This window comes from Bacillus sp. TH22 (assembly GCF_016651015.1).
Taxonomy (GTDB): domain Bacteria; phylum Bacillota; class Bacilli; order Bacillales; family Bacillaceae_G; genus Bacillus_A; species Bacillus_A mycoides.
The window spans coordinates 4830245-4854455 of the sequence record NZ_JAEKER010000001.1 but is presented as its reverse complement, the minus strand read 5'-3'; the positions used below and the strand labels follow the sequence as shown (position 1 = coordinate 4854455).

The 24211-nt window shown below is 32.5% G+C and carries 20 protein-coding genes and 3 pseudogenes; 2 read left to right on the top strand and 21 right to left on the bottom strand.

The features are described 5' to 3' along the window. Positions 1 to 34: 34 nt before the first annotated feature. Positions 35 to 973: a phosphate/phosphite/phosphonate ABC transporter substrate-binding protein gene (locus JFU18_RS24770; protein ID WP_201034219.1), complete on the bottom strand. Its 939-nt coding sequence runs from the start codon at positions 971 to 973 to the stop codon at positions 35 to 37. A gap of 185 nt (positions 974 to 1158) precedes the next feature. Between JFU18_RS24770 and JFU18_RS24765 the strand changes: the two genes are divergently transcribed. Then, complete coding sequence (locus tag JFU18_RS24765) at positions 1159 to 2742, top strand: bifunctional metallophosphatase/5'-nucleotidase (RefSeq protein WP_201034220.1); 1584 nt, start codon at positions 1159 to 1161, stop codon at positions 2740 to 2742. Positions 2743 to 2782: 40 nt separating this feature from the next. Here JFU18_RS24765 and JFU18_RS24760 read toward each other — a convergent pair whose 3' ends face one another. Together JFU18_RS24760 and JFU18_RS24755 are read right to left on the bottom strand one after the other, a co-directional pair. Further along, a complete protein-coding gene (locus JFU18_RS24760) occupies positions 2783 to 3022 on the bottom strand; it encodes a DUF896 domain-containing protein (protein ID WP_002014431.1) in 240 nt (79 codons plus the stop codon). Positions 3023 to 3067: 45 nt separating this feature from the next. Further along, positions 3068 to 3724 carry a YneB family resolvase-like protein gene (locus JFU18_RS24755; protein WP_201031613.1) on the bottom strand — a complete coding sequence of 219 codons (657 nt, stop codon included), beginning with the start codon at positions 3722 to 3724 and terminating at the stop codon, positions 3068 to 3070. Between the two features lie 141 nt (positions 3725 to 3865). Here JFU18_RS24755 and lexA point away from each other — a divergent pair, with 141 nt between their 5' ends. Further along, entirely contained in the window at positions 3866 to 4480 is a 615-nt protein-coding gene (gene lexA / locus JFU18_RS24750) for a transcriptional repressor LexA (protein ID WP_002137782.1), read from the top strand. A gap of 103 nt (positions 4481 to 4583) precedes the next feature. Here the strand turns inward: lexA and JFU18_RS24745 are convergent, their stop codons facing one another. From JFU18_RS24745 to JFU18_RS24660, 18 genes and pseudogenes are all read right to left on the bottom strand, one after another. Next, positions 4584 to 5387, bottom strand: coding sequence for a DUF4097 family beta strand repeat-containing protein (locus tag JFU18_RS24745; RefSeq protein WP_201034221.1), 804 nt, complete (start codon positions 5385 to 5387; stop codon positions 4584 to 4586). Beyond that, positions 5388 to 5930 (bottom strand): DUF1700 domain-containing protein, encoded by a 543-nt coding sequence (locus JFU18_RS24740; protein WP_201031614.1) that lies wholly within the window; start codon positions 5928 to 5930, stop codon positions 5388 to 5390. It abuts the gene before it with no gap. Beyond that, on the bottom strand, positions 5923 to 6246 hold the full coding sequence (locus JFU18_RS24735; RefSeq protein WP_201031615.1) for a PadR family transcriptional regulator: 324 nt from the start codon (positions 6244 to 6246) through the stop codon (positions 5923 to 5925). The genes JFU18_RS24740 and JFU18_RS24735 overlap by 8 nt, the downstream gene beginning before the upstream one ends. A 227-nt stretch (positions 6247 to 6473) precedes the next feature. Continuing rightward, positions 6474 to 8273 carry an ABC transporter ATP-binding protein gene (locus tag JFU18_RS24730; protein ID WP_201034222.1) on the bottom strand — a complete coding sequence of 600 codons (1800 nt, stop codon included), beginning with the start codon at positions 8271 to 8273 and terminating at the stop codon, positions 6474 to 6476. An 11-nt stretch (positions 8274 to 8284) separates the two neighbouring features. Then, a complete protein-coding gene (locus tag JFU18_RS24725; protein ID WP_201031617.1) occupies positions 8285 to 9472 on the bottom strand; it encodes a nucleotidyltransferase domain-containing protein in 1188 nt (395 codons plus the stop codon). Between the two features lies 1 nt (position 9473). Beyond that, positions 9474 to 9947, bottom strand: a complete 474-nt coding sequence (locus JFU18_RS24720; RefSeq protein WP_201032263.1) for a lasso peptide biosynthesis B2 protein — start codon at positions 9945 to 9947, stop codon at positions 9474 to 9476. Positions 9948 to 9983: 36 nt separating this feature from the next. After that, complete coding sequence (locus JFU18_RS24715) at positions 9984 to 10292, bottom strand: lasso peptide biosynthesis PqqD family chaperone (protein ID WP_002128586.1); 309 nt, start codon at positions 10290 to 10292, stop codon at positions 9984 to 9986. Then, a complete protein-coding gene (locus tag JFU18_RS24710; protein ID WP_201031618.1) occupies positions 10255 to 11226 on the bottom strand; it encodes an aldolase in 972 nt (323 codons plus the stop codon). Before JFU18_RS24710 ends, JFU18_RS24715 begins: the two co-directional genes overlap by 38 nt. 77 nt (positions 11227 to 11303) lie before the next feature. Next, the gene (locus tag JFU18_RS24705) at positions 11304 to 11429 is read right to left on the bottom strand and encodes a paeninodin family lasso peptide (protein WP_000712621.1); all 126 of its coding nucleotides are present in this window, start codon (positions 11427 to 11429) and stop codon (positions 11304 to 11306) included. A 15-nt stretch (positions 11430 to 11444) separates the two neighbouring features. Further along, complete coding sequence (locus tag JFU18_RS24700) at positions 11445 to 13382, bottom strand: lasso peptide isopeptide bond-forming cyclase (RefSeq protein WP_201031619.1); 1938 nt, start codon at positions 13380 to 13382, stop codon at positions 11445 to 11447. A gap of 287 nt (positions 13383 to 13669) precedes the next feature. After that, positions 13670 to 14833, bottom strand: a complete 1164-nt coding sequence (locus tag JFU18_RS24695; protein ID WP_201034223.1) for an aminotransferase class I/II-fold pyridoxal phosphate-dependent enzyme — start codon at positions 14831 to 14833, stop codon at positions 13670 to 13672. A 30-nt stretch (positions 14834 to 14863) separates the two neighbouring features. Beyond that, complete coding sequence (locus JFU18_RS24690) at positions 14864 to 15559, bottom strand: HAD family hydrolase (RefSeq protein WP_002165242.1); 696 nt, start codon at positions 15557 to 15559, stop codon at positions 14864 to 14866. A gap of 1 nt (position 15560) precedes the next feature. Further along, entirely contained in the window at positions 15561 to 16523 is a 963-nt protein-coding gene (locus tag JFU18_RS24685; protein ID WP_002014454.1) for an ATP-grasp domain-containing protein, read from the bottom strand. Positions 16524 to 16529: 6 nt separating this feature from the next. After that, a pseudogene (locus JFU18_RS24680) lies at positions 16530 to 17127 on the bottom strand (sugar transferase); the annotation flags it as partial. Between the two features lie 616 nt (positions 17128 to 17743). Beyond that, positions 17744 to 19978 (bottom strand): right-handed parallel beta-helix repeat-containing protein, encoded by a 2235-nt coding sequence (locus tag JFU18_RS24675; protein WP_201034614.1) that lies wholly within the window; start codon positions 19976 to 19978, stop codon positions 17744 to 17746. A gap of 334 nt (positions 19979 to 20312) precedes the next feature. Further along, positions 20313 to 21871: pseudogene (locus tag JFU18_RS24670) on the bottom strand (lipopolysaccharide biosynthesis protein). A gap of 18 nt (positions 21872 to 21889) precedes the next feature. Continuing rightward, positions 21890 to 23158 (bottom strand): peptidase, encoded by a 1269-nt coding sequence (locus tag JFU18_RS24665; protein ID WP_137058050.1) that lies wholly within the window; start codon positions 23156 to 23158, stop codon positions 21890 to 21892. 43 nt (positions 23159 to 23201) lie between these two features. Further along, positions 23202 to 24169 (bottom strand): annotated as a pseudogene (locus JFU18_RS24660) (polysaccharide pyruvyl transferase family protein). Positions 24170 to 24211: the final 42 nt, after the last annotated feature.

Below are 24211 nucleotides of genomic sequence, written 5' to 3'. Positions count from 1 at the left end.
CACACTTTCCAGTTAGTCGCCATTTCCATATGTATTATTGCGTTTTCACTTTCTTTCCATATTCACGAACGATATCAAATTTACTATCATCAGATTTAACGTATCCTTCATGTGAGTATACTTCTTTAATGATTTTGTGCCCTTCCTCATTCTTTCCTATTTCAATGAAAGCATCCTGTAATTTCTTGCTCCACTCTGCATCTAAATCAGAACGTACAGAAATCGTATCGTTTGGAATTTTCTCCGTAAATTTCACTATTTTCGTTTGATCGAATATATTCGGATAATCTTTTTTTACAATATTGCGAGCATCTTGGAATACAACAGCTGCATCTACATCACCATTTAAAAGAGCAATAAGTGACTGATCATGACCTTTTAATGTAACAGGTTTCACATCCTTTAGCGGATCGATTCCCTCTTTTAACAATACAGCCGCAGGCCATACATAACCCGCTGATGATGTTACATCTTGATAGCCAATTTTTTTACCTTTTAAATCTTTTACACTATTAATATTAGAATCTTTCTTAACAACAAACTCTGATTTATAAACATCTACTAAATCCTTTGTGGGAGCTCCAGTTTCATCATCTACCCCAAAACGTTGCGCCTGTAAAATTACGTTTGCAGCCTTTTTCTCATGCGCTAACACATACGCTGTTGGAGGTAAAAAGCCTACATCTACTTGCTTAGATGCCATCGCTTCTACAATTGTATTGTAATTCGTTGAAATACTAACTTTTACCGGAATGTTTAATTTATCACTTAATAGCTTTTCCAATGGTTTTGCCTTCGCCTCTAACGTATCTGCATTTTGAGAAGGAACAAATTGAACATTTAGTGTCTTCGGTATATAACCTTTTTTCGTATCTTCATTTTTACTTGCACTTGATTCCTTCGTTCCACATCCACTTAATAATCCCGCTGCTAGTACAACTGTTGTGCTCATTGCAAAAACTTTTTTCAACATGTTAATGCCTCCATTTTTCGTTGTTATAAAATAACCTTCCATAAACATGAAGAAATATATCACATATTTTTACAAATAATTGCTTATTTACAGAATCTTTACACATTCTATACATTCACATTAAAATTCTTTTCATATATTTGATATGATTGATTGAAAGATAACTATAGAAAAGGTGAATGGCGTTGAATCAAAATCAAATTGTAACTTTAAATATTTTATTAACAAGCGATGTACATGGTACTGTGTATCCAATTCACTACCAAGATAACTCCAAAGCAGAAATTGGTTTAGCTAAAATTTCTACTCTCATAAAAAAAGAACGTTCTCAAAATGCAAACATTCTTCTGATTGATAACGGGGACTTCATTCAAGGAACACCATTTACTTATCATTACGCTACATACGAAAAAGATATGGAAAACCCAATGTCCTTATTAGCCAACTACTTAGAGTATGACATTGCAATTATCGGAAATCATGAATTTAATTATGGAATGGATATATTAAATAATGCTGTGGCTACTGCAAATTCCCCTTATCTATCAGCAAACATTTTAGATAAAAACAGAAAAGAACCTTATTTCGGGAAACCATATATAATAAAACATATTGAATCAAATATAAAAATTGCTATTTTAGGGGTGACAACGCATTACATCCCCCATTGGGAACAAGCACATCATATTAAAGATTTACAATTTGAAGATGCATTTGAAACAACAAAAAAATGGGTTTCTTACATCCGTAAACATGAAAAACCAGATTTACTAGTCGTAGCCTATCACGGGGGATTTGAACGTGATTTACAAACCGGAGTACCGACTGAAGTTTTAACAGGTGAAAACCAAGGATATGCAATGTGCCATGAAATTGAAGGCATAGATATTTTACTAACAGGCCACCAACACCGAGAAATCGCTCACACCGTGATTAATGGTGTAACAATTTTACAGACCGGATGCAATGGACACTCAGTTGGAAAAGTAACAGTAACATTCGAAAAAGCAGAACAAAAATGGGTGAAAAAAGAGAGTTATTCAGAGTTATTGCCCGTACAAGGAATTGCGGCAGACCAAGATGTTCTTTCCTTGGTTGCCAATTATGAAGAGAAAACACAAAATTGGCTTGATAAACCTATTGGAATAATTTATGGGGATATGCAAATTTCCGATGCTATGCAAACACGTTTGCAAGCCCATCCTTTTATTGAATTCATAAATAAAATACAGATGGATATAGCTAATGTTTCAATTTCTTGTACAAGTTTGTTTCATAATACATCTCCAGGTTTCCCGAAACATGTAACAATGCGTGACATCGTTTCTAATTATATTTATCCAAATACATTAAAAGTAATTAGAATAACCGGAGCGGATATAAAAGATGCTCTCGAACTCTCTGCTTCTTATTTCACATTAAAAGCAGATGGAACCATCATCGTAAACCCTACCTATATAGAACCAAAACCACAACACTATAATTACGATATGTGGGAAGGGATTTCGTATGTATTAAACATTTCAAAACCAATTGGAGAGAGAGTAGAGTCTTTGCAGTATAAAGGCGCTCCTCTTAATATGAATGAAGAATATGACGTTGTTATGAATAATTATCGTGCAAGCGGTGGCGGGAACTTCTTTATGTTTCAAAATAAGCTAGTAGTAAAAGACATACCAACAGATATGTCTGAACTTATCGCTAACTATATATTGAAGCATAAAAGGATAGAAGCAACGAAAAATGAAAACTGGAAAGTTATTAAATAACAATTTTAACAAATAAAAAAAGATGGGCTATGCCCATCTTTTAATTTAATTTTGCATTATCCTGCTTTTTTAAAGCTTTTAATTTCGCCGGTGTAACGTCCGTGCCTTCTTCGTTAACGACTTTAATTCCTTTTAATTCGTTTAACATATTTTGACGAAATCCTTTTAAATATTGTTCACGAAGCGATTGGCGCTCACGTTGTTCTTCTTCAGTTAAGCCTTCAGCTTTTGCTTTTTTCGCTAAGAAGTTAATGCGTTCAATGAGTTCTTGACTTGGCATCTCGAATCCCCCTTCTACTCAAAACTGATTATTATCATACAATAGTTATTCCTCTTTATCAAGCAATTGCTTTGTATATTCTACATACCTTCGATGTACAGTTGCTTTTGAAACATCATGACCAAAACCACGAAGTGTTGCTGCAATTTCTTCAAAAGTTAATTCATTCCGGCGCAAACGTACAATTTCCTCAATTGGCACTTCTTTTTTCTCACGTCCTACGCTTAAATGACGATTTTTCAAATTATTTTCTGGACGAAATCCTTTCTCCACTGCTCTTTGCATGCCACGTTTAATTTTTAAATTGTGGATCTTTCTTTGATACTCTTCAACGATCCCAATTATATTTAGCACCATCGAATCAGAATCTGAAAGCTGTAATTCACCACTATGCGTGTGCGTATAAACTTTTATCCCCTCTTTATGTAAACAATGCATTAATGCAATCTTTGCATTTCCTCTACCAAGACGCGTTTCATCTTGTATAAGTAGTACATCAACTTGTTCATCTCGAATTGTATCTAGCACTTCTAATATGCCATTACGTTCAATTGTATAACCGCTAGCCTGCTCCTCAATTACCTTTGTAACATCCATTTGATAGCGCTCAGCTAAATGCAATAATTCATCTTTTTGACGCAATAATGATGTTTCCTGTTCTTCTTTTGTTGTGCTCACACGTGCATAAATAATTGCATTCATTTTGAACCCTTCTTTCTCACTATATTTTCCTTATAGTGTATCATAAATTTGCCTTTCGTTCGAACTTATGTTTGTAGAATGTTTTTTCGCATGTTATACTTAATAATAAGAAAAATGAAAGAAAACGAGGTGTTAGAAAACATGGAAAAGTTAACGAAACGCCAGCAAGACATTCTCGACTTTATTAAGCTAAAAGTACAAGAAAAAGGATATCCACCTTCCGTACGTGAAATCGGTCAAGCAGTTGGCCTTGCTTCTAGTTCTACAGTGCACGGACATTTATCACGACTAGAAGAAAAGGGATATATTCGACGCGATCCAACAAAACCACGCGCAATTGAAATTTTAGGTGACAACCGAACGGAAACACAATCTGTTATTCAAGTTCCAATCGTCGGAAAAGTTACTGCCGGTTTACCGATTACAGCAGTCGAAAGTGTAGAAGATCACTTCCCACTTCCAGCTAGTATCGTTGCTGGAGCAGATCAAGTGTTTATGTTACGCATTTCTGGAGATAGCATGATTGAAGCCGGTATCTTTGATGGTGATTTAGTTGTTGTTCGCCAACAACAGTCTGCATACAACGGTGAAATTGTAGTTGCTTTAACAGAAGATAACGAAGCAACTGTTAAACGTTTCTATAAAGAAAAAGATCATTTCCGTCTACAACCGGAAAACTCTTCACTAGAACCTATTATTTTAAAACAAGTGTCAGTTATTGGAAAAGTAATTGGCGTATATCGTGATTTACATTAAAAATAATAAAAAGAAGATAATTCCCTTATTTATATAGGTAATTATCTTCTTTTTATATTTTGATAGATTTCCGTTCATTCAAAAGAATGCGTTTCATTAATTATTAACGCGTTTCAATAGTAACATCTCCAGCAGCGGTTTTACCGCTAATCTTTTTACTACCATTACCAATCGTTATATTTTTATTGTCTTCATTAAAAATTGTCACGTCTCCAGCAGCAGTTTGCCCAGTTATAACTGCATCTTGTGGCTTTTCCAATAAAGTAATATCTACATCTCCAGCAGTTGAACTTACCTCTAAATCATATTTAGAATCATGATCAATAATATCTATATCCCCACTAGCTGTTTTTGCTGTTACTTTCCCTATTACTTTTTTAAAATTCACCTCACCAGCTTTTGTAGACCCCTCCACACTCTTTGCTGTTACATGTTTCAAATCCACTTCTCCGGCGAGTGTTTCAACACTTACGCGGTCACTTTTCACATTACTTATTTCTATTTGTCCAGCGGATGAATTTACTTTTATATCTTGATAAGAACGTTCAGGTACTAATATAGTCAATGTAGGCGTTTGAAATCCGAAATTGTAAAATGAAAAATCAAATGAAACACCTTTTTCTATTTCCCCTATGATTTTTAATGTATCACCATCTTCAGCAATACGAATCTCCTGTTTACTTACGTCTCCTTTTTGCTTTACATAAAAAGAGGAATCAGGAGATTTTTGGACAACAATATCTCCAGCATCTAACTTAACTTCTACATTTTTTAGCGTTTCATTTTTAATTACGTCCTCTTTATCTCCTTTTTCTGCAGTTTGTACTGCTTTTTCATATGTTTGTGAAATCCCTATTACTCCAATAATGATACAAGCGATAGCTACTAATAATATCTTTTTCATCATCTACTCCCCTTTTATCATTTTGAAGTTCCAGACTACATAGCGTACACATAATCTTTTAAACCACTTCGTACTACAATAAGCTACAATACATAACAACAAACCTACTCCGACAAACGTTATACTAACGAAAAGATCCAACCATATAAAAGTGCCCATAAATACTTTTACAATAACGAAAAATGGTGTCACTACACTAGCAATCCCACCGACCCAAAAAGAAAATATAAAACCGATAATTGCAATTAATGGGCCTAACACAATAATGAAATTAAACAAACTAAGTCCAACCGCTGCCATGACAGCTCTTGTTATATTAGAAGTCGATGGATCCTTTTTCATCTCATCAAAGCGATACAGAGCAAGCAAGTCTTTCGCAATTACTTTCGGAGAGCCAAGTCCCTTTATTATTTCTGATTCAGTTTTCCCCTCTTCCATCCCAAACTGAAAGTGCTCTTCATAATCAAATAAAATATCTTGTCGCTCTTCTTCTGGTAACTTTCTAAGATGACTTGATAATTCTTTAAGAAACCGTTCTTTACTCATCCCATTCCACCCCTTCAATAATTTCTTGAACACCTTTAGCAAAATCACGCCACTCTGCTACTAATAAAGTAAGTTGCATCTCTCCTTGCTCTGTTAGTTGATAATATTTACGGGGCGGTCCTTCCGTGGATTCTTTTAAATACGTTTGAAAATATCCCTCTTTCGTTAAACGACGTAATAACGGATATACAGAACCTTCCGATATTAAAAATTTATTAGAGATTTGCTGAACAAGTTCATATCCATAACAATCCTTACGTTTTACAAGTGCCAATACACACAGTTCTAACACACCTTTTTTAAACTGAACGTTCAAGGACAATCCCCCTTTCTCATTTTAGTACTGTTCAATACACGGTACCTGTTTTATCCATAATATACCACTCGGTATTATTTATTGCAAGGTACTGAATTATATTTATTCCCTAAATTTACAAAACACAAATATAAAAGCCCGAATAAGATCTGTTGTAACTGACCATTATCCGGGCTATCATTCAACTCTAATTACAATAATACAAGATTTCATTCAATCTTTCTCCTCTATGAACCTACTTCCATTTGTGACCCTAATAAATTTCGAAATACACCTTTTCTCTCTTTGGCCAATTGATTAAATTCACCTTTTTGAACAATTTCACCTTTTCCTAAAACAATAACTTGATCTGCATTCCGAATCGTAGATAACCGATGCGCAATAACAACAATAGTCATCGTTCCTTTCAACTTTTCTATTGCTGATTGGATCTTTACTTCATTTTCAGTATCTAGTGCACTCGTAGCTTCATCTAATACTAAAATGGATGGTTGTCTTAAAATAGCTCGAGCTAGTACAAGTCGTTGACGTTCACCACCTGAAAGTCTCACTCCACGATCTCCAATGAGAGTATCAAGCCCTTTTGGAAGCATTCGTACAAATTCAGCTGCCGCCGCAAAATCTAATGCAGTCCAAATTTGTTCTTCACTCGCATTCGGATCAATCATCAATAAGTTTTCTCTTATGCTTGCATTAAATAAAAAAGGATCTTGTGGCACATAACTAATAGCCCGTCTCAATGACAATAAATTTTCACTTGTAAGAGGAGTTCCATCTATTAATACTTGACCTTTCTCTGGCTGAATCAATCCCATTAAAACATCGATTAATGTACTCTTCCCAGCTCCCGAATGTCCCACAATAGCCGTCATACTATTGATCGGTATTTTCACATTAATATTTTGAAGTGCATACAAATGCTCCTTCTTATTATACCGAAAATAAATATCCTTACATTCAATACCCTGTTCTATACAAATCGGCTTTATATGTTTTTGCTGATGTATATCCTGCATTTCAACTGCTTCATTACACTCTTCTTGTAATTCCCATAAAGATTTAAAAGCAGGAATACTTGCAGCAAGCTGTTCTAAATTAGACTGAATTGTCATAAATCGTGGCCATAGTCTTGAAAAGATGAGTATGATTAATAGTAATTGGGCCGGTTGAGCTTTAAATATACTTACTGATAATAATATAAAAAATGCAATTAAAATAGCCATTGAAACTTTATAAAACAATTGAGAGTTCGATCTTATTCTCATATACTCCATTTGTTCGTTACTCATCTTTCCTGTTATAGATTGTAACCAATCTAAACGTGATGCTTCCAAAGTATTACTCTTTATATCTTTAATTCCATTAAAATGATCTGTTATACCAGAAAGATAGCCTTGTGCTAATATTGAGGTCTTACCGCCTAGTATTCGTGCTTTTTTTATAAAAACACGAGAAGCTACCAAGAATAATAAGCCGAAGACCAAAACAAATATAGTTATTTGGGGTGATAATAAAAACGCAATCCCCACCTGTATAAATGTAAACAAAATAGCAGCAAACAATTGTAAAATTAAATTAACCCCATAACTTACGCGAGCTAATTCTGTAGTTAATATATTTATTAGATTTGTTTTCCTTTTCTCTAAAAAAAAACTCCACTTCGCTTTTAGAATCATACTATATGTTTCAATTCTTAATTCTCGTACAAAAGCTTGTTGCGTTCTCGCATCCCTTAGCGTTATGTTTCTTTGTAGTAGATTTTGACCTAACACTATTAGTATATATATACCTAAAATAGAAATTAGACTTGTTATTTTAGGGAAATCCTGTAAAAACCTATAGACAGGTGCAATAAAAGCAGTCTCCTCACCTACATTGATTATTCCAGTCATACTTATCATAGGAATTAATAAAATAATACCTATCCCTTCAAGTAAACTTATTACAACCATACCAAACAAATTCACATACAGAATTTTCCCTGCAGAAGAATATAATTTCTCCATAAAATATATAATATGATTCATCGATGTTCCCCCTATAACAAAGCAAGCTCCTTTGTTTTCCTCCAAAGACATAGAAACGGACGTAAAGGAAAATATAAAAAATGAAGAGATCTAGGTAAAGGTAATGTTTTTGCATCAATTGGATAAGGATAGAGTTGGCTCATAATAAATAAAATTTTTTGCTGATTAGACATCAGTGAAAATAAATGCCTACTATGATAAGCAAGTACTTCTTCAGGAACAGGATCGGTATGCAAGTTTATCATTTGCTTGAAATAAAACAGCGCTTCTTGAGCTAACTGCTTTGAATGTTTTTTAGTTACTAATTCCATCATTCTTTCATCTAGTTGTACACCTAGCAATTGAGATGCCAAAATTAACGCTTGTCCTCCTAAATGAAGCATTTGATATTTTCTCATTAATTTATGAATCTCACTCCAATTAAGATCTTGATCGACAATTTTTTTTATATCTACTAACCAGCGTAATCTGGACCAACCATGCCTAGCACCATGAGATACAAGAAATAAAAATAAATCTTCCTTCCCTAACATATATACAGGATTACTCGTAAGGGTACTTTTTCTCTTTCGCTTCCAAAGCTCTTCAAACCCAGGTTCCTTACCAGGTCCGGGATTTAACCTCCAATGAATCTCAAGCTTAATCTGCTTTGTTGGATGAAAAAATGTTATATGATGATGCCTCCATTTCCAATCATTTAATATCGTTTGAATATAATCATCTTTTACATATCCTTGCTCTAAAAGTAGTTTTTCTACTTTTTCTAAATTTTGAATAGGAATGAGAACGTCCAAATCACAAGATGTTCGTAAAGAAATATCTCCATATAAATCCTGAGATAGTACAGGCCCTTTTAGAAAAATCATACGAATCTCGTTTTCATTACATAGTTTATTTATTCGTTCCATTTCAGCACTTAAATACAGCATTTGAAATGTATTTTTTTTATATTTTCTATTCAAGGATTGTACAATATGTGAAGGAATTCGTTCCTCATCTACCTGTTTAAGTTTTTGATAAATCACCGGATAAACACGATGGTGCACGGCTTGCTCAAGAAAAACCTCCCAATCAATATCTGTGAACCATTCACTACTATAAGTTTGCAGTGTTTCGTCATCTTGTAACTTCAAAATTGTAAAAAGAAGTTTCAATTCCTTAGACATGAACTCTACATTAAGACCAAAATCTTTCTCCATTTTATTCTCCTTTAATAGTGTCCTCACTTAACCTCTTTGCAAATGATCCAACGACAGTAAATTTCTCCATTCCTTCTGATCCAGTAACATAAAAAGAACCGCTCCGTAACCATGCGTGCGCAATTAATTCACCATGACTATCCTTAGAAGTTCCTAAATAAAGAGTACTCTCAATGTGACGTTTTTCGAGCATTTTCATCCCAGCTATAGCTTTAACAAGGCATTGACTTTCCCAAAAAGTATAACGACTCATAATAGAAATTGCTTCGGACACCTTTTTTAGCGTATCTCCGTGCGGTTGAATATGAGTACTTGACGTTTCACACATGTAATCTCCTAAAGAAGATGCAACTTTGGAAAATGTAATATTTTTTAGTACACGTGCCCATCCTAAAAAAATAAAAGCCTCTAAAAATAAGAGCTTTGTTTTCATGTTCAGTGATAAAAACATCCTTAACCTTTTCACAATATTTATTAATCCCTTCCTAACAGTTCTTTTGAAATTACGAATCTATCTATTAGGCTGATCTTTTATTTGAATTAACCCTTCTTGAAACAAACACTCTAAAAAGGAAAGAACTTGCTCTTCACAATCTTTTCGTTCAATATCATAGTTAGATACTAGCATAGTAACAAGCTGATTAATTATTATTGGCTTTTCAATAAGCTCCCATATTTCTCCGCCTATTTCACCTAAGTTATAGTAATTTCCTTTCTGGACATTTAACATAACTTTTTCTCCATCCATATCGCTTACTATATTACCCTTACTTTGGACAACGTTATGTTCTAATGATATTTTCCTCGAGTGGACAACCATCAACCATACTCCCTTTCTGTATAGTATTTAAAATAACTTCCACAAGCTCATGCGCTGTAAATCTTGAAGCCGGGCGGCTTACTTGAAACATTTCCATTCCACTTGCAATATTAGATGAAGTTTCAAAATGCCATTCCATCAATCCTAATTTAGAAATCAAAGAACTCCTAAAGGTATGTCGGTATAATTTATACAAGCGTGCGAGCCCTTCTATACGGGTCATCTCGATATCTTCTCCCTGCGTTTTTACTAATTCAATAACACCAGCAAGAGGTAATGGATCAGGAAAGAATTGAGAATTCACAGGAACAGCATACTTCGTTTCCCTTTCAAATAAAGGGCTAAATTGCGCTACTTCCATTCCTAACTCATTTATGCTCTCTTGCCATAATTTTTGTTGTGCGTAAGAAGGATGAACTATTGCAGTATTTTTATTCAAAAGAGACACAGCAACTACATCATCACTTAAAAGCTTATATCCTTTATTCAAAAAAGCCGAGGCTAACGTTGATTTTCCAGCTCCTGAATCACCAATTAATGCATATGCTTTCCCATCTATGGCAATTACACTCCCATGCAATGGGAGTATTTTACGTTGCATTAAAAGCGCCCCCATACAAGTTCCCAAAATATATAGTCGAATTTTATCTTCTTCTGCATTTGCCATAGGTGAAAAGGTGATTTTCTCACCTGATTGTATAGCGAATATTGCAGTTTGAGGAACATGAAACATAACTATATCATCCTCCACTACTATTGTTTTTTGCTTTTCTGCGCTATATTCTCCCCACTGTTCTGACAAATCAGTTATTTCAACTTGAACATCCGCCATCTCTTTTTTTTCATTCAGCTGAGACAATTCAGGTAATGGGATTTCACTTACTATTTTTAACCCGAAGGCTTGATATAACACATTCCCCATAGAATCAAACATCCTATCCCCCCACATTGTCAATTTTTTGAAAGCTCTTATATAATAAAGCTATATAAGAGCTTTATTTTTCCAATGACTTAACTGTACTTCACTGGATCATCTGGGTCAGGTTGAACAGCATCTGGATATTTATGCCCAGGCCCTGCCATAGTCATATTAATATTAAGTACTTCTAATACAGGTTGTTTCCATTCCTTTTTCATACGTATCACCTCCTTTCACATTGCTTTTTTTATAAATCGATAGAAGATTAAGCTACGCATTAAAATTCTAAAATCTAAATCAAATGCATATTCTGGTCGAGGTTCTTTACAAATTTTTGAGATAGCTTTCTTAATTACCTCGACATTTAGAAATTCAGAAATTACTGGATCTACACTAAGTTCTTCAACTTCCTCAATAAATTCATTCCAAAAAGGAGCCATACGGTAAACACCATCTGCACCTTGAATACCTCGAACCCGTTGATTCAATCGTACTTTATCAGGAAGGAAATTCTTTGTGGCTCTCCGGATCAGAGCTCGATCCAAACCATTTTGAACATACTGTTCTTCTGGAACTGACAAACAAAATTGAATCAATCGTAAGTCATTTGTGGGATCACGATCCCATAAAGCATAACGTAATGATAATTTCGTTTCATACGTTCCATTTATGCTCCAATAATATGGTTTTTCAAACTGTTCTCTTTTCATGTCATATGCATTAGAGATAGAGGTGCCTGTTATGTCGATGTCTTGTTCTCTGAGTCTGTCAAAAACATTCATTTCCCTTGCAAATTCCGGATTAATTATTGTGGAATTTGCATCTTGTTTCCCTGAAAAAAGTAACTGATGCAAAAATGGAAATGCCTTTCGTCTTACCACTTCAAAAACACGTGATTTTTTCACTCCTATATTTCTACTATATAAATGTAGTTCACGATAAAAACGAATCCAATGTAGCTTTTTCAATAACATTGCCTGGTAATCTAAAATAGGTCCCCACGATACTGTCCAATTACCTCTTTGACCACTAAGAAGTACTCCTATTCCATTCTGAGATGCTTTTTCATAAACTCCACTCAACCAAAAAGTATTCTCAAAAAATTTATATGGCATCTCCATTGTTTCCAGCCAATCATCAATTTCCGATAGTGGGCTTCTCTCCGGCAATTCTAAATAATAATCCTGTATATTCCCTACATGCTCGACAGTCGATTGAATAAATGGTCTTTCGTCAGCTATTCTACCTTTGTGTGTCCAATCTTCAAATCCTTCTACTGGAACATAACTGTACGTATGTAATTTTTTATTTTCAGCACGTAAATCCTTAGCAGCAAAACTAACGACAGAACCTGAGTCTAGCCCTCCGCTCAAATGAGCTCCTACTTGGTGATGTGTTCGTAAACGTGCCTTCACTGCACTTTGATACACCTCTCGAAACGCCTCTTCATACTCTTCATTTGATTTTAAATTAAGCATTTCCCCTACAGTTGGTGTATAGTATCGCGAAAACTTCACTTCGCCTTCCTTTACCAAAATAGTGTGTGATGGAGGCACTTGTTCTATATATTTGTAAACTGTTAACTGTGGATCTACCGATTCGAAATTTACAGGTATAGCTAGAAATTCAGCAATCCACTGCTTATTCAATTTCTTCTCAACATATGGTAGAGAAAATAACGGATTTATAATAGTACAAAAAGCAAACTTTTCCTCACCACGATAAAAATAAAGGGTTCGGCTTCCCGAAAAATCTCTGGCTCCAAAAAGGGTTTGTTTTTTCTCATCCCAAATCATAAAGGCAAAATCGCCTACCAAATATTTCGGAGCCGCTTCCCCCCATTTCTGATAAGAGAGTAAAATCAACTCACTATCTGTCATGTTTTTTCTATCTGCATAATCCACTTGTAATTTTTCAAATAACTCATTACGATTATCAATAATAGCATCTGCTGTAATTGCCAGTTGCTTTTCATAATTATAAAAGGGTAATTGTTCACCAACTGACTCTGGTGTAATCCATTGTGCATGACATCCTAGAAAAGCATTTTCTTTGTGCCATATTTGAATATCATCGGCAGGATATTTGTATAAACGACTCATTACTTCTCTTCCGTGCTCAATTGATACAGGCTCATTAGTAAAGTGAATAATGCCAGCTATAGCGCTCATTTCTTCCTCCTAATATATGAAAAGTTACTACAAATACTATTTACATATTAAATTCGTTAAACATACCTCTTTATCATTCTTTTTAACGAACGAAATTATTTGTTTTATTACTTTCTCAATTACATGCTTAAATTTACTTTCAGACCAAGATATAGATATTAAAAGCCTATAATTATCCCTTTTTTATGTCAATTGAAACTGAATGTCCCCAAACAATTACCTTAAAAATTCATTATAAAGAACAAATAGTGGTACGTATACAAATCTAATTCCACTTTTACTTACTTTTAATTCTTCCATTCTACAGCTTTTAAAATGCCTTGAATTACCCTTTGTTGATCTTCAGCTAACATATTAGATCCTGAAGGCAAACAAATCCCACTTTGAAATAGGTACTGCGACACATCTTCATTTTTGCTATGCGGATAATACTTCTTCTCTTTAAAGAGCGACTGCATATGAAGTGGCTTCCACGTAGGACGCGCTTCAATATTCTCTTCTGCTAAAGTTCTCAACAATTTCCCAATAGAGATCCCGGATTCCTTTTCATCAATTGTCAATGTAGTAAGCCAACGATTAGAGCGAGTATTTTCTAATTCAGGCATAAAATAAAATCCTGGCATGTGAGATAGTGCTTCATAATACCGTTTATATATAAATCTTCTAGCTCTCACCCTATCTTCTAACACTTCTAATTGTCCTCTACCAATACCAGCTAAAATATTACTCATTCGATAATTATATCCTATCTCACTATGCTCATAATGTGGAGCTGGATCCTTTGCTTGTGTCGCTAAAAACCTCGCTCTTTCTAATGCTTCTACATCATTAGAAACTAGCATTCCACCACCTGAAGTTGTAATGATTTTATTTCCGTTAAATGAATAAACCCCAAACCTCCCAAATGTACCGCTTGCTTTTCCTTTATATGTAGATCCAAGAGATTCTGCTGCATCCTCAACTATAGGAACATTATATTGATTACAAAGTGAAAGAATTTCATCTAGTTTAGCACTCTGACCATATAAATGAACAAGAATGATAGCCTTTGGTAATTTCCCCACTTTATTAGCTTCATACAATGCATGTGCCAATGCATTCGGTGACATATTCCATGTTTCCGGTTCTGAGTCAATAAATACTGGTTCAGCTCCCAAATAAACAATCGGATTCGCACTCGCTACAAAAGTAAAACTTGAACAAAACACTGTATCTCCCTTTTGGACATCTAATAATCGCAAAGCTAAATGAATAGCAGCCGTACCTGAACTAACTGCAGCCCCACCTTTCACTCCTACAAAAGATGCAAGTTCTCTTTCAAATCCATCAACATTTGGGCCAAGAGGGGCAATCCAGTTTGTATCAAATGCATTTTGAATATATTTTTGTTCATTCCTACTCATGTGCGGAGAGGAAAGGTAAATTCGCTTTTTATGCTGAACTGTGTGCATGTAAACACATCCTTTATACATATTTAAATACTATGTATCTAAAAACATATGCTTTAATACAGATATATCAGATAATCTCCTTAAATTATCAATTGTATAATGTGCTTTATAAGCTTGCTCAACTATAAGATTATGGTGAATTCCACCTTCTCTATTAATATGGATCGTTAACCATTTCAATTTCTTGGCTGTTATAAAATCCTTACTTAAATTATCTCCTATATAGACACATTGCTGATGAGGCACCTGTAGTTCCTTACTTATTTTTTCATAAGGAATTTGGCTCGGCTTCCAATATTCTTTTCCCAGCTCATCAGTGAGAATTATCGAATGAAATCTCTCTTTTAACTTTAATGCATTAATTTTCTTTTCTTGGGCAACTAAATATCCGTCTGAAATAAGTCCTATTTTAACGGTATTAACTAAATTATTTAGTACCCAATCCGCTTCATCCAACAATTGAATATCTGGTTTATGAAACCTATACTGTTCTATCAAATTACTAATCAATTTTTCATCGTAAGGAATGTTTAACTTTTCTAGTGTTTCATTAAACACGAACCTTCTTTCCCCCGAATCGAATAATTGAATTGCAATATTATAAAATCCGGTTTTCTTATACTTCTCTTTAATCCAATCATCCACTGCTTTAAAACCACTTACAACATAATCTTTCTCTTTATATAAAGTATCATCCATATCAAAAACAATTGCTTTAATCATCATCTTAAATACTCTCCATAAAAACCGCTTCATCATATCTAAGCATTGTTAAATTTTCTCTCCAATTAAAGTCCTTATCTATAAAGACTTCCCCCTGACACATTTTAATTGTCCAAAGTGGAAAATTCGCTCCTGCTTCTATTGATAGTGGTATTCCTCCTCCAAAACGAGGGTTTATTTCAATAAACGTAATTTGTCCATCCTCCTTTTTAAAACATTGTAAAGTAATACACCCAATAGGATTAGGAAGAGCTTTTATTACAGTTTCTGCTGCTTGGATGATATCAAAATCCTTCTTGGTCATACCTTTACTTACCTCACCTGCTCGTGTCTCTATACGCAATCTAGGAACGATTGTTTTTATATTCCCACAGAAATCTACCATGACATCTATAGTGTATTCTTCTCCTGAAACGTACTCTTGTATCATAGCGTTAGGTATATAATCCTTAAAAAATTCCAATTCCTTTTCATTCATTATTTTTGTTACACCTTTACTAGAACTGCCATCATAAGGTTTAATTAATAGTGGAAATTGATATTCTTTTCTTCCAATCTCTTCATCACTATATACTCTAGGTGTTGGTATATTATTAGATGCAAAAAAGTTATATGTGTATTTTTTGTTATTAGCAATCTTATTTAATTCCATACTAGAAACTAATACTTTTACACCAATACCTTCGAAAACCTTCGAATTATTAGCCATAAGGGTTAATTCTGTATCAATTAACGGAATTATTAGATTTATCATTTCAGATTTACATATTTTTAATAATTCATTTATATATCCCTCTTCATTTACACGCGGAACAATAAAATGCTTATCGCTAAAGTAAATGGTGGGAGCAGTTTCTTTTAAGTCTGCAGTAAAGATTTTTCCTTTGATTCCTTCTTGTTTAAGTACTTCCTTAAATTTTTTAATTAAGGTGACCCTCCTACCAGAGCTAGTAAACAAAATATTCATTTTATTCCCCCCATGCTCGATTCCCCCTTAAAAACTGGCATAGTCACATGCTTATTATTTGTTATCCCTTCCGACTTTAAAACCTTACTAAAAGTTAGATATAAAATTTTCAAATCTAAAAGAAAATTTTGATTCTCAACATACCATACATCTAATTTAAATTTCTCATCCCATGAGATACTATTTCTTCCATTAACTTGAGCCCATCCAGTGATTCCAGGTCTTACATTATGCCTTTTAGCTTGCTCTTTCGAATATAAAGGCATATATTCTATTAATAATGGGCGGGGGCCCACCAAACTTAATTGACCTTTTAGTACATTTATTAATTGTGGTAATTCGTCTAAACTATATTTTCTAAGAAATTTTCCAACTTTAGTTAATCTAGCGTGATCTTGTAACAGCTCCCCATTACTATCTCGCTCATTGGTCATCGTACGAAATTTATAAAGATAAAAAGGTTTTCCATGTAACCCTGGACGTTGTTGTCTAAATAAAATGGGTGATCCTATCTGAGTTTTAACTATAATTGCTACTAAAAGAATAACGAAAAAAAGCAAATTAATAATAATAAAGAAATAAAGATATCAAACAGTCTCTTCATTACCAATCATTCCCCCATCTTAAATTATTACAAATGCTTTTCCAAAGTTAAATAATCTACAAAGTATTCATTACGGATTGAAATCAAGTATTCTTAAGTTGTAATTAAAGAATTGTATTCAATTTCTCTTTACTTATCACCTGCAAACATTTTCTATAGTACACAGCTTTAAAACTTAATAAGTAGAAGAAAGCAATACACATAGGTGCAAAATATATTTTTCCAAATGCTTATCCAAGAGACTATTACACACTGTAAAAATCTCAAAAAATATATTCACAAACACAGTTTTATAAACAACGCTTAGTAGTATATTAAAAAATCCATTTATTATTTAAAAATTCTCCTACACACTATTTTTTAGTATGCAGTTAACGTAATAATAAAAAGCTATTATATTTATAAAAAACATAATAGCTTTTCTCTATTCTATAGTAGTAACTAAAAGTCAATAAACCTATTATCTATTAGGAATTAGACTATTTCGAATAATTACATTGGACAAAATCCTTCCATGTACCATTATATAATACTTTATGGACATATTTATTAAGAGCCACTCTACTTCATTTCTCATAATTTTTTGAAACTATTCAAATTTAATTATCACCATGCATTAATTTGGATCTATTACACCATTAACTATATTCCCTTGCAGAAATTCCCTCCCTGTAATTGTAATTTTCGCATTATTCAACACGTTGTTTTGAATTACTACTAGGGGTGTAATACTCGTTGTTCTATTATCTATCCCAACTTGCATCAAATTTGTGGAATTTATAATATTATTTTGAATTATCACTTGCTTACCAGTAAACGCTGCATCCAAAACAATAATAGCTCTCTGAAGAGTATCATTTGTAATTTTTATAGTATTTCCCCTTAACACTATTTCATCAGATACATTTTGAATATTCAAGACCGTACCATTTGGTTTTTCTATATGACAATCCATCATCTTGAATGCTTTGAGGTTATTCACTGTAAATAACGTGTTATTTCTATCTATACTAAAGAACTTGCAATCTTTTAATTCTAAAGTGCTTCCTGTACTTGTTATCCCCAAAAAGGTTACGTCCTTAAAAAAGCAATTTGTATATGTCCCTGCAACTAAGGTTGGGTTTTTAACATTATTAAATATAATATTTTCAAATATCCATCCTGATTTAACTGTTCCTACTGGTACATAATTTAAATACAAAACGTCTTGTCCTTCAAATATACAATTTGAGATAGTTTGCGGCTCATTTTTCATCTCTAATGTCCACTGATACAATGATGACAAGGAATTTAGTTTATCTGCATCGTTTATAAAGCGACAGGAATCAACTTTAACCGCATATGGAAAGGGGGTATCAATAATCATTTTACTATTAGAAAAAATATTATCTAATATATTAATAGGTCGATTTACATATACACCTTGAACATTTACTTGCGCTCCGTATACATAATTATTGGAAAAAATAACATCTCCTAACAAAGAGACCTTGGTTAATCGGATATTATTCCCTGTTACGATTACCCTATCTGCACCACCATTAATAGATAGCCCAACATAAGCATTTGAAATGGTATTCATAATAGAATTATTCGATATATAGATAAATTTCCCATTTACAACAATAATATTATAATTTTTATTATCATGAAAATTATTTCTTTCAATGTATATATATTGATTTAAATCATATCCATCTTCAATATCTAGTCCACTTTGTGGATTGGTACCTGCGATGTGATGAATATCATTATCTCGAATATATACATTCTTTGCCCCACATACACTAATCCCTTGTCTACGGCAATCATGTAAATTACATTTTTCTATATAAGTATATTGTGAAAAAGAAGGCACCCGAACATTTATTAAACAATTTGCAGGAGCAGGAACATTCCCTTGATGCAAAACAATTTTAGCATAACTTGCTCCATTAGGGACTTCTACTTCATCAAAGAATTGTACATTGGTTTTTGAAGATAAAAATATATTATTTAAAGTGTAAAAAATGACATCATAATAATCGCATTTTATTTCAGAACCCAATGCTCCAAATCCATTTCCATATAATCCAAAGTAACCATACTTTAAAATAGCCACTTGGGTCATATCAATTTGCAAATTGGAACGTATCTTTGTTGTACTACTTACTAATGAACCATCTGTTGTATTAATTGCTCCCTGTTCAAATGAACTTGCTAATGCTGTAGGAAAAGGTGAAATCTGCCCAAAAGTACTGTTCAGTGTAATGGCATCTCCTGTACAATCTAAAATATCTAGATTATCTAAAGATACAAACCGTGTATTGTTCCCCCCATCAGCAGGTGGAGTAAAACTCCCCAATTCAATGCCGTACCCTGCCTCATGTGTTCCCCCACTAGAATAATCATGTGTATATCTATCTCCTTGGATAATACCATTTGTTATCCTAGAATATACTTGATTTCTACGAAAACTTATAATTGCATATCCAGTCAAATTATTTGTTTCCATTTTTAATGTTGAACCGTTTAGATTCAAAGTTAAATGACTTGGTGGTTCGATGGGTGTTTGTTTATCAATCAAATATATTCCTCTAGGTAACACAACTTCCGTATAACCTTGTTGAGCCGCCCAAACTAAAGCATTATTAATACCTTTGGAAGTATTGATAGCATCAGTCCCATCATTCTTAACATCCCATCTATCTAATTCTAATACATATATACTTGTAGAATTTGTAGCTTCAAATGATTTTGGAATCCATTTTAATTGCGTACTATCATAAGTTAAAATGTCATTATGAAAAGGAGGCTTGGACACCAAATCTAAATCATTCAAATTCCCAAGATTATCCCTTCTTCTCCACATCAATTCACACCTCTTTTTTGCTTTTCTACATCTTATGTTTCATAAGGTAAATTGATTGGATATAAGAGAAGTAACATCACTTTTTATTGTTTTTAGAGATCCACTATTTAGAAAGTCTTTTCACAATTCCTTTCTCCTTCCTAAATAGATCTATTCTTACTAGCTGTTTTTATTTCAATACCCTTTTATTTATACTATTTAAACTTACAATTTTATTAAAAAGACACTATGCTCTTTATACATAACTCCCCTACTATTATTTTCAGAACAACCTAAAATCTCTTCCGTAAATAAAGCATTCTTTACTGTGATATGGAAAAAATAAAATAATAATTTATGGATAATTATCATTCGAAACTTTCCGAGTTAATATTTTCGACTTTATTTTTTTTATTAATATTCGGGTTAAATTAAGGAAATATCTATACTCTTCCGCCTCTTTAAATACCATCCAAAAGATCAAATTCGGAATAATCAGGCACAAAATACTACGTATTACCATGTCCATAAATATATTTATGTGAAAAATATAACCAATAAAATCCGTTGCTATAACAGAAAATAATACAAGCACTACAAACAAAGTATATCTAATAAAATATACTTTTACAGATTTTTTAAAAATCATTTTAAATATAATATAAGGATCATACCAAAAGTAAGTACATAATCTACTAATAACAGTCCCTAAAAGCACTCCTGCTATTCCTATTTGTTTCGCGAGAATTATAGAAACTACAATATTTATAATTGCCGCTATGATAGGTCTATACTTCCCTTTTTTAAATAAACCTGTGGTTTCTCTAAAAATTGTAGTTGTATTTTGCATTCCTGAAGTGAAAAAATTAAGTAATATGAAAAATAATACATACTTATTAAACACATATTCCTCACCTAACCAGAGTGTTATAAATGGATTTATCAAATTCCAAAGGCAAACTGTAAAAAATCCATATATCCAAAAATTAAAAAAGTTAATTACACGAAAAATAAAATATTTTTTTCTACATTTTCTTTCACATTCAAATTTCCAACACTAGCAGTGATAGAATAAAACAAATAGCCTAATAAGGTATTTAATGTATTTAAGATCAACAAATAATTTGAATACACACCAACCCAAATAATTCCAATGAATTTCGATATAATTATATTATCTGTTGCATTAATTACTACACCACTAATTTTATATAGTAACAAAGAATACAAATTCTCAAAAAACTCTCGTCTGTCTGCCTTAGATAATTTCGCATTATTTTTTTCTTTTAAAAATGGATATAATTTATTTGCCTTATTTGCAATATATACATTCTCAATTACTTTCAATGTTAATTGAACTATCAGTACTACAATGTAATCACTAATAATTATTAATAAAACAATTTGTAATGCGTTAGATATAATTATGAACAAAGTGTGTATTTTAGAAATGATATAGTTACTTTGATCAGCAATAATAATAGATTGCTTATATACAAAATAATATGATGACACCGAACTTATTAAAAATAAAAGATAGATAATGTTAATGTCTTTAATCATAGTATCTGCATTCACTAAATAATCAAGAAATGGTAATAGAGATAACCCTAATAATAAAACTACTACTCCTATTAATCTGTATGCTTTTTGATATAAATTCATTAATGCCTGTATTTTATAGATATCCTTCTCAGCTAATGGCCTATATAAACTATAAATTATAGCTGTATCAAAGCCTAAATTAGCTAGGGAAAACATCAATAGTATACTTGTAAAAAGCCCATCCACACCTAAATATTCTATACCGAGTGTATAAATAAAAACAGTTCGAACAACAAATCCCATGCCAATACTAATTATTTGTCCAGACAAACCGAATAAAATATTTTTTAAGGAATTTTGTATTCTCATCGTAATACCTTCTATATTTTAGTTGTTTTGCGTACCCACTCTACTAAATTTGGCACTAATCTTCCTCTTTAAAATAGGGAAAAACTTTGTTATCCTGTATTTTAATAACGCTTTTCTTCGTTGCGCCTTGAAATCATAATCTAGAAACCAATTTAGTAAATTTTCATCTGTAATACAATCACAATTTTGTTTCATTCGCACTTGGATTAAATTCCAATACATTTCAATGAATGTATTAGTAAAAAACTTCACCTCACTATTTAAAGAAGTTTTAACGTACTGATAAAGATTACTTGGAATATTAAAACCATATTCACGAGGATCTCTCCCTTCAGCAATAATTCCCATAATTGTTCTTAAACATTTTTCACATTTACAACAATTTTCTTCATTTTTAAAACATACCCTGATATTAACAGGTTCTTTACTAGCTGAATAATGGTCCACAACAACTTTAATCTTTTCTTGCCTAGTAAGTTCGTATCCATCATGAAATACTGTTCCAGATGCATATTTTATTTCATTATCCACAGTTGGATCAGATGCACAAGTAACTTGATATAATGGAGAATTAGAGCTTGCAATGTATATACATTTTATCTTAAGTTTAAAAGCTATTGGAATAGCTGCAGATATTATTGCTAGACCATGATGCAATCCATGCCACCATGTATCGTTTAACTTTTCTCTAAAATCATGGTCAATGTTCCCTGCAATTATAAAGGTCCCATAGTTGGATTGTATAAAAATATTTTCTAGTCCATTATCCTTTACAAAATTTATGGCATTTTCTTTATCTGCCTCCCATACTTTACTACCCTCTATTTCATTTTCATGCCATCCATATTCAGTAACTAGCAAGGGGTTTTTATCTTTTATTCTTATAAATGTAGTAAGTGCATCTAATCCCCCACTAAATAAAGATGCCGCTTCAAATTCCGGAATGTAAACATTATCAATAATTTCTCCTACATCCACGGATCCTTTAAATTTCACACCAGGAAACATGTTTTGATATGCATTTTTTATATTATTTAAACAAATATAAAAAGATTTATCTAGTTCATTTATTACTATTGTTGAATTAGTAATCCATACAAGAGGAACTACATTTGCAACAAACGGAATAGCCAAAATACTTAAAGGGATATCAGATACATCATAGTTATATTCAAGAAACATATGATTACTTGTCTTAAAATACTTTTGTAAATCCCCCTTAATACTAAAAGAATAATCAACTCTATTATTTCTTACGACAATTTTATCGAGAATTATACTATTCATTTGAGCCTCCTAATAAATCGCCATTTTTATCAAAGTACATTTATTAATTAGAGAACTGTTTTAACCATTGATTTACTACATCAAAATTCACTTGAACATCCGTGATAAACTCTGAATTTATCATTTTTTCAAGATTATTTAAATCTTCCCTATCAATCAGATTTAAATTATACGTTTCGCCCATCCCCTTAGCTCTTTCATCTATGGAGATAATTATTGCACGTTTTTTATGACGCATAGCAAATATGCCGCCATGTAAACGTGTTCCAATATAATCGACGGCTGTATTTAGGATTTTTTCATACGCCTCTATAGTAGGAGGTATAATTTTTATGTCCTGTATACCCTCTAAAGTTTTTAAATATTCAAAATCATCAGCGTCTTGTATCCAAAAATAGACATTTTCATAACTTTTGTTAAGTGTATCTATCAATAATTGATCTTTTTCACGATTTTTAGAATGATGGGTTAGTGTAAAAACAACCGATTCCGATTTTCCACTTGGAATTCCCCTACAAAAATCATGCGTAAAAGACCACAAAGTTGCACAACCAGTATTTAGAGCTTTAAAGCCCATTTCTTCTAAAATTTTTTTGTTCTTTCATCTCTAACGCTGTGTATATATTCATGTGATAAAACTTTTCTATATAACATTTTTGTATAGGGATTTATTTTATTCCCTTTTCCTGCACCAACTCCAACCAGAATACTCCCCTTTAAAGGACCATAATTAAATATATTAATATTCCACTGCGGAAAGTGCGTAAACATATCCATTGCTAGCAAATTCGAACCACCTACAAACTTATATTTCGCATCACTATAAATCTTTACCCTATTTGATTTTCTCGCTACTTGGTACCAATGAAAAGGTGAAACATGAGTAGGTAATGTTAAAACATATGCATTTTTAGTTATATCAGAAAGATGATGCTTTACACATTTCATTATTATATCGTCACCCTTGTTAAGAGAACCTACCGATGTATCTAATACTAAAACATTCTCCATAAAAATAATTCCCCCAAGTATCTTTTATAAATAGTAAAAGAT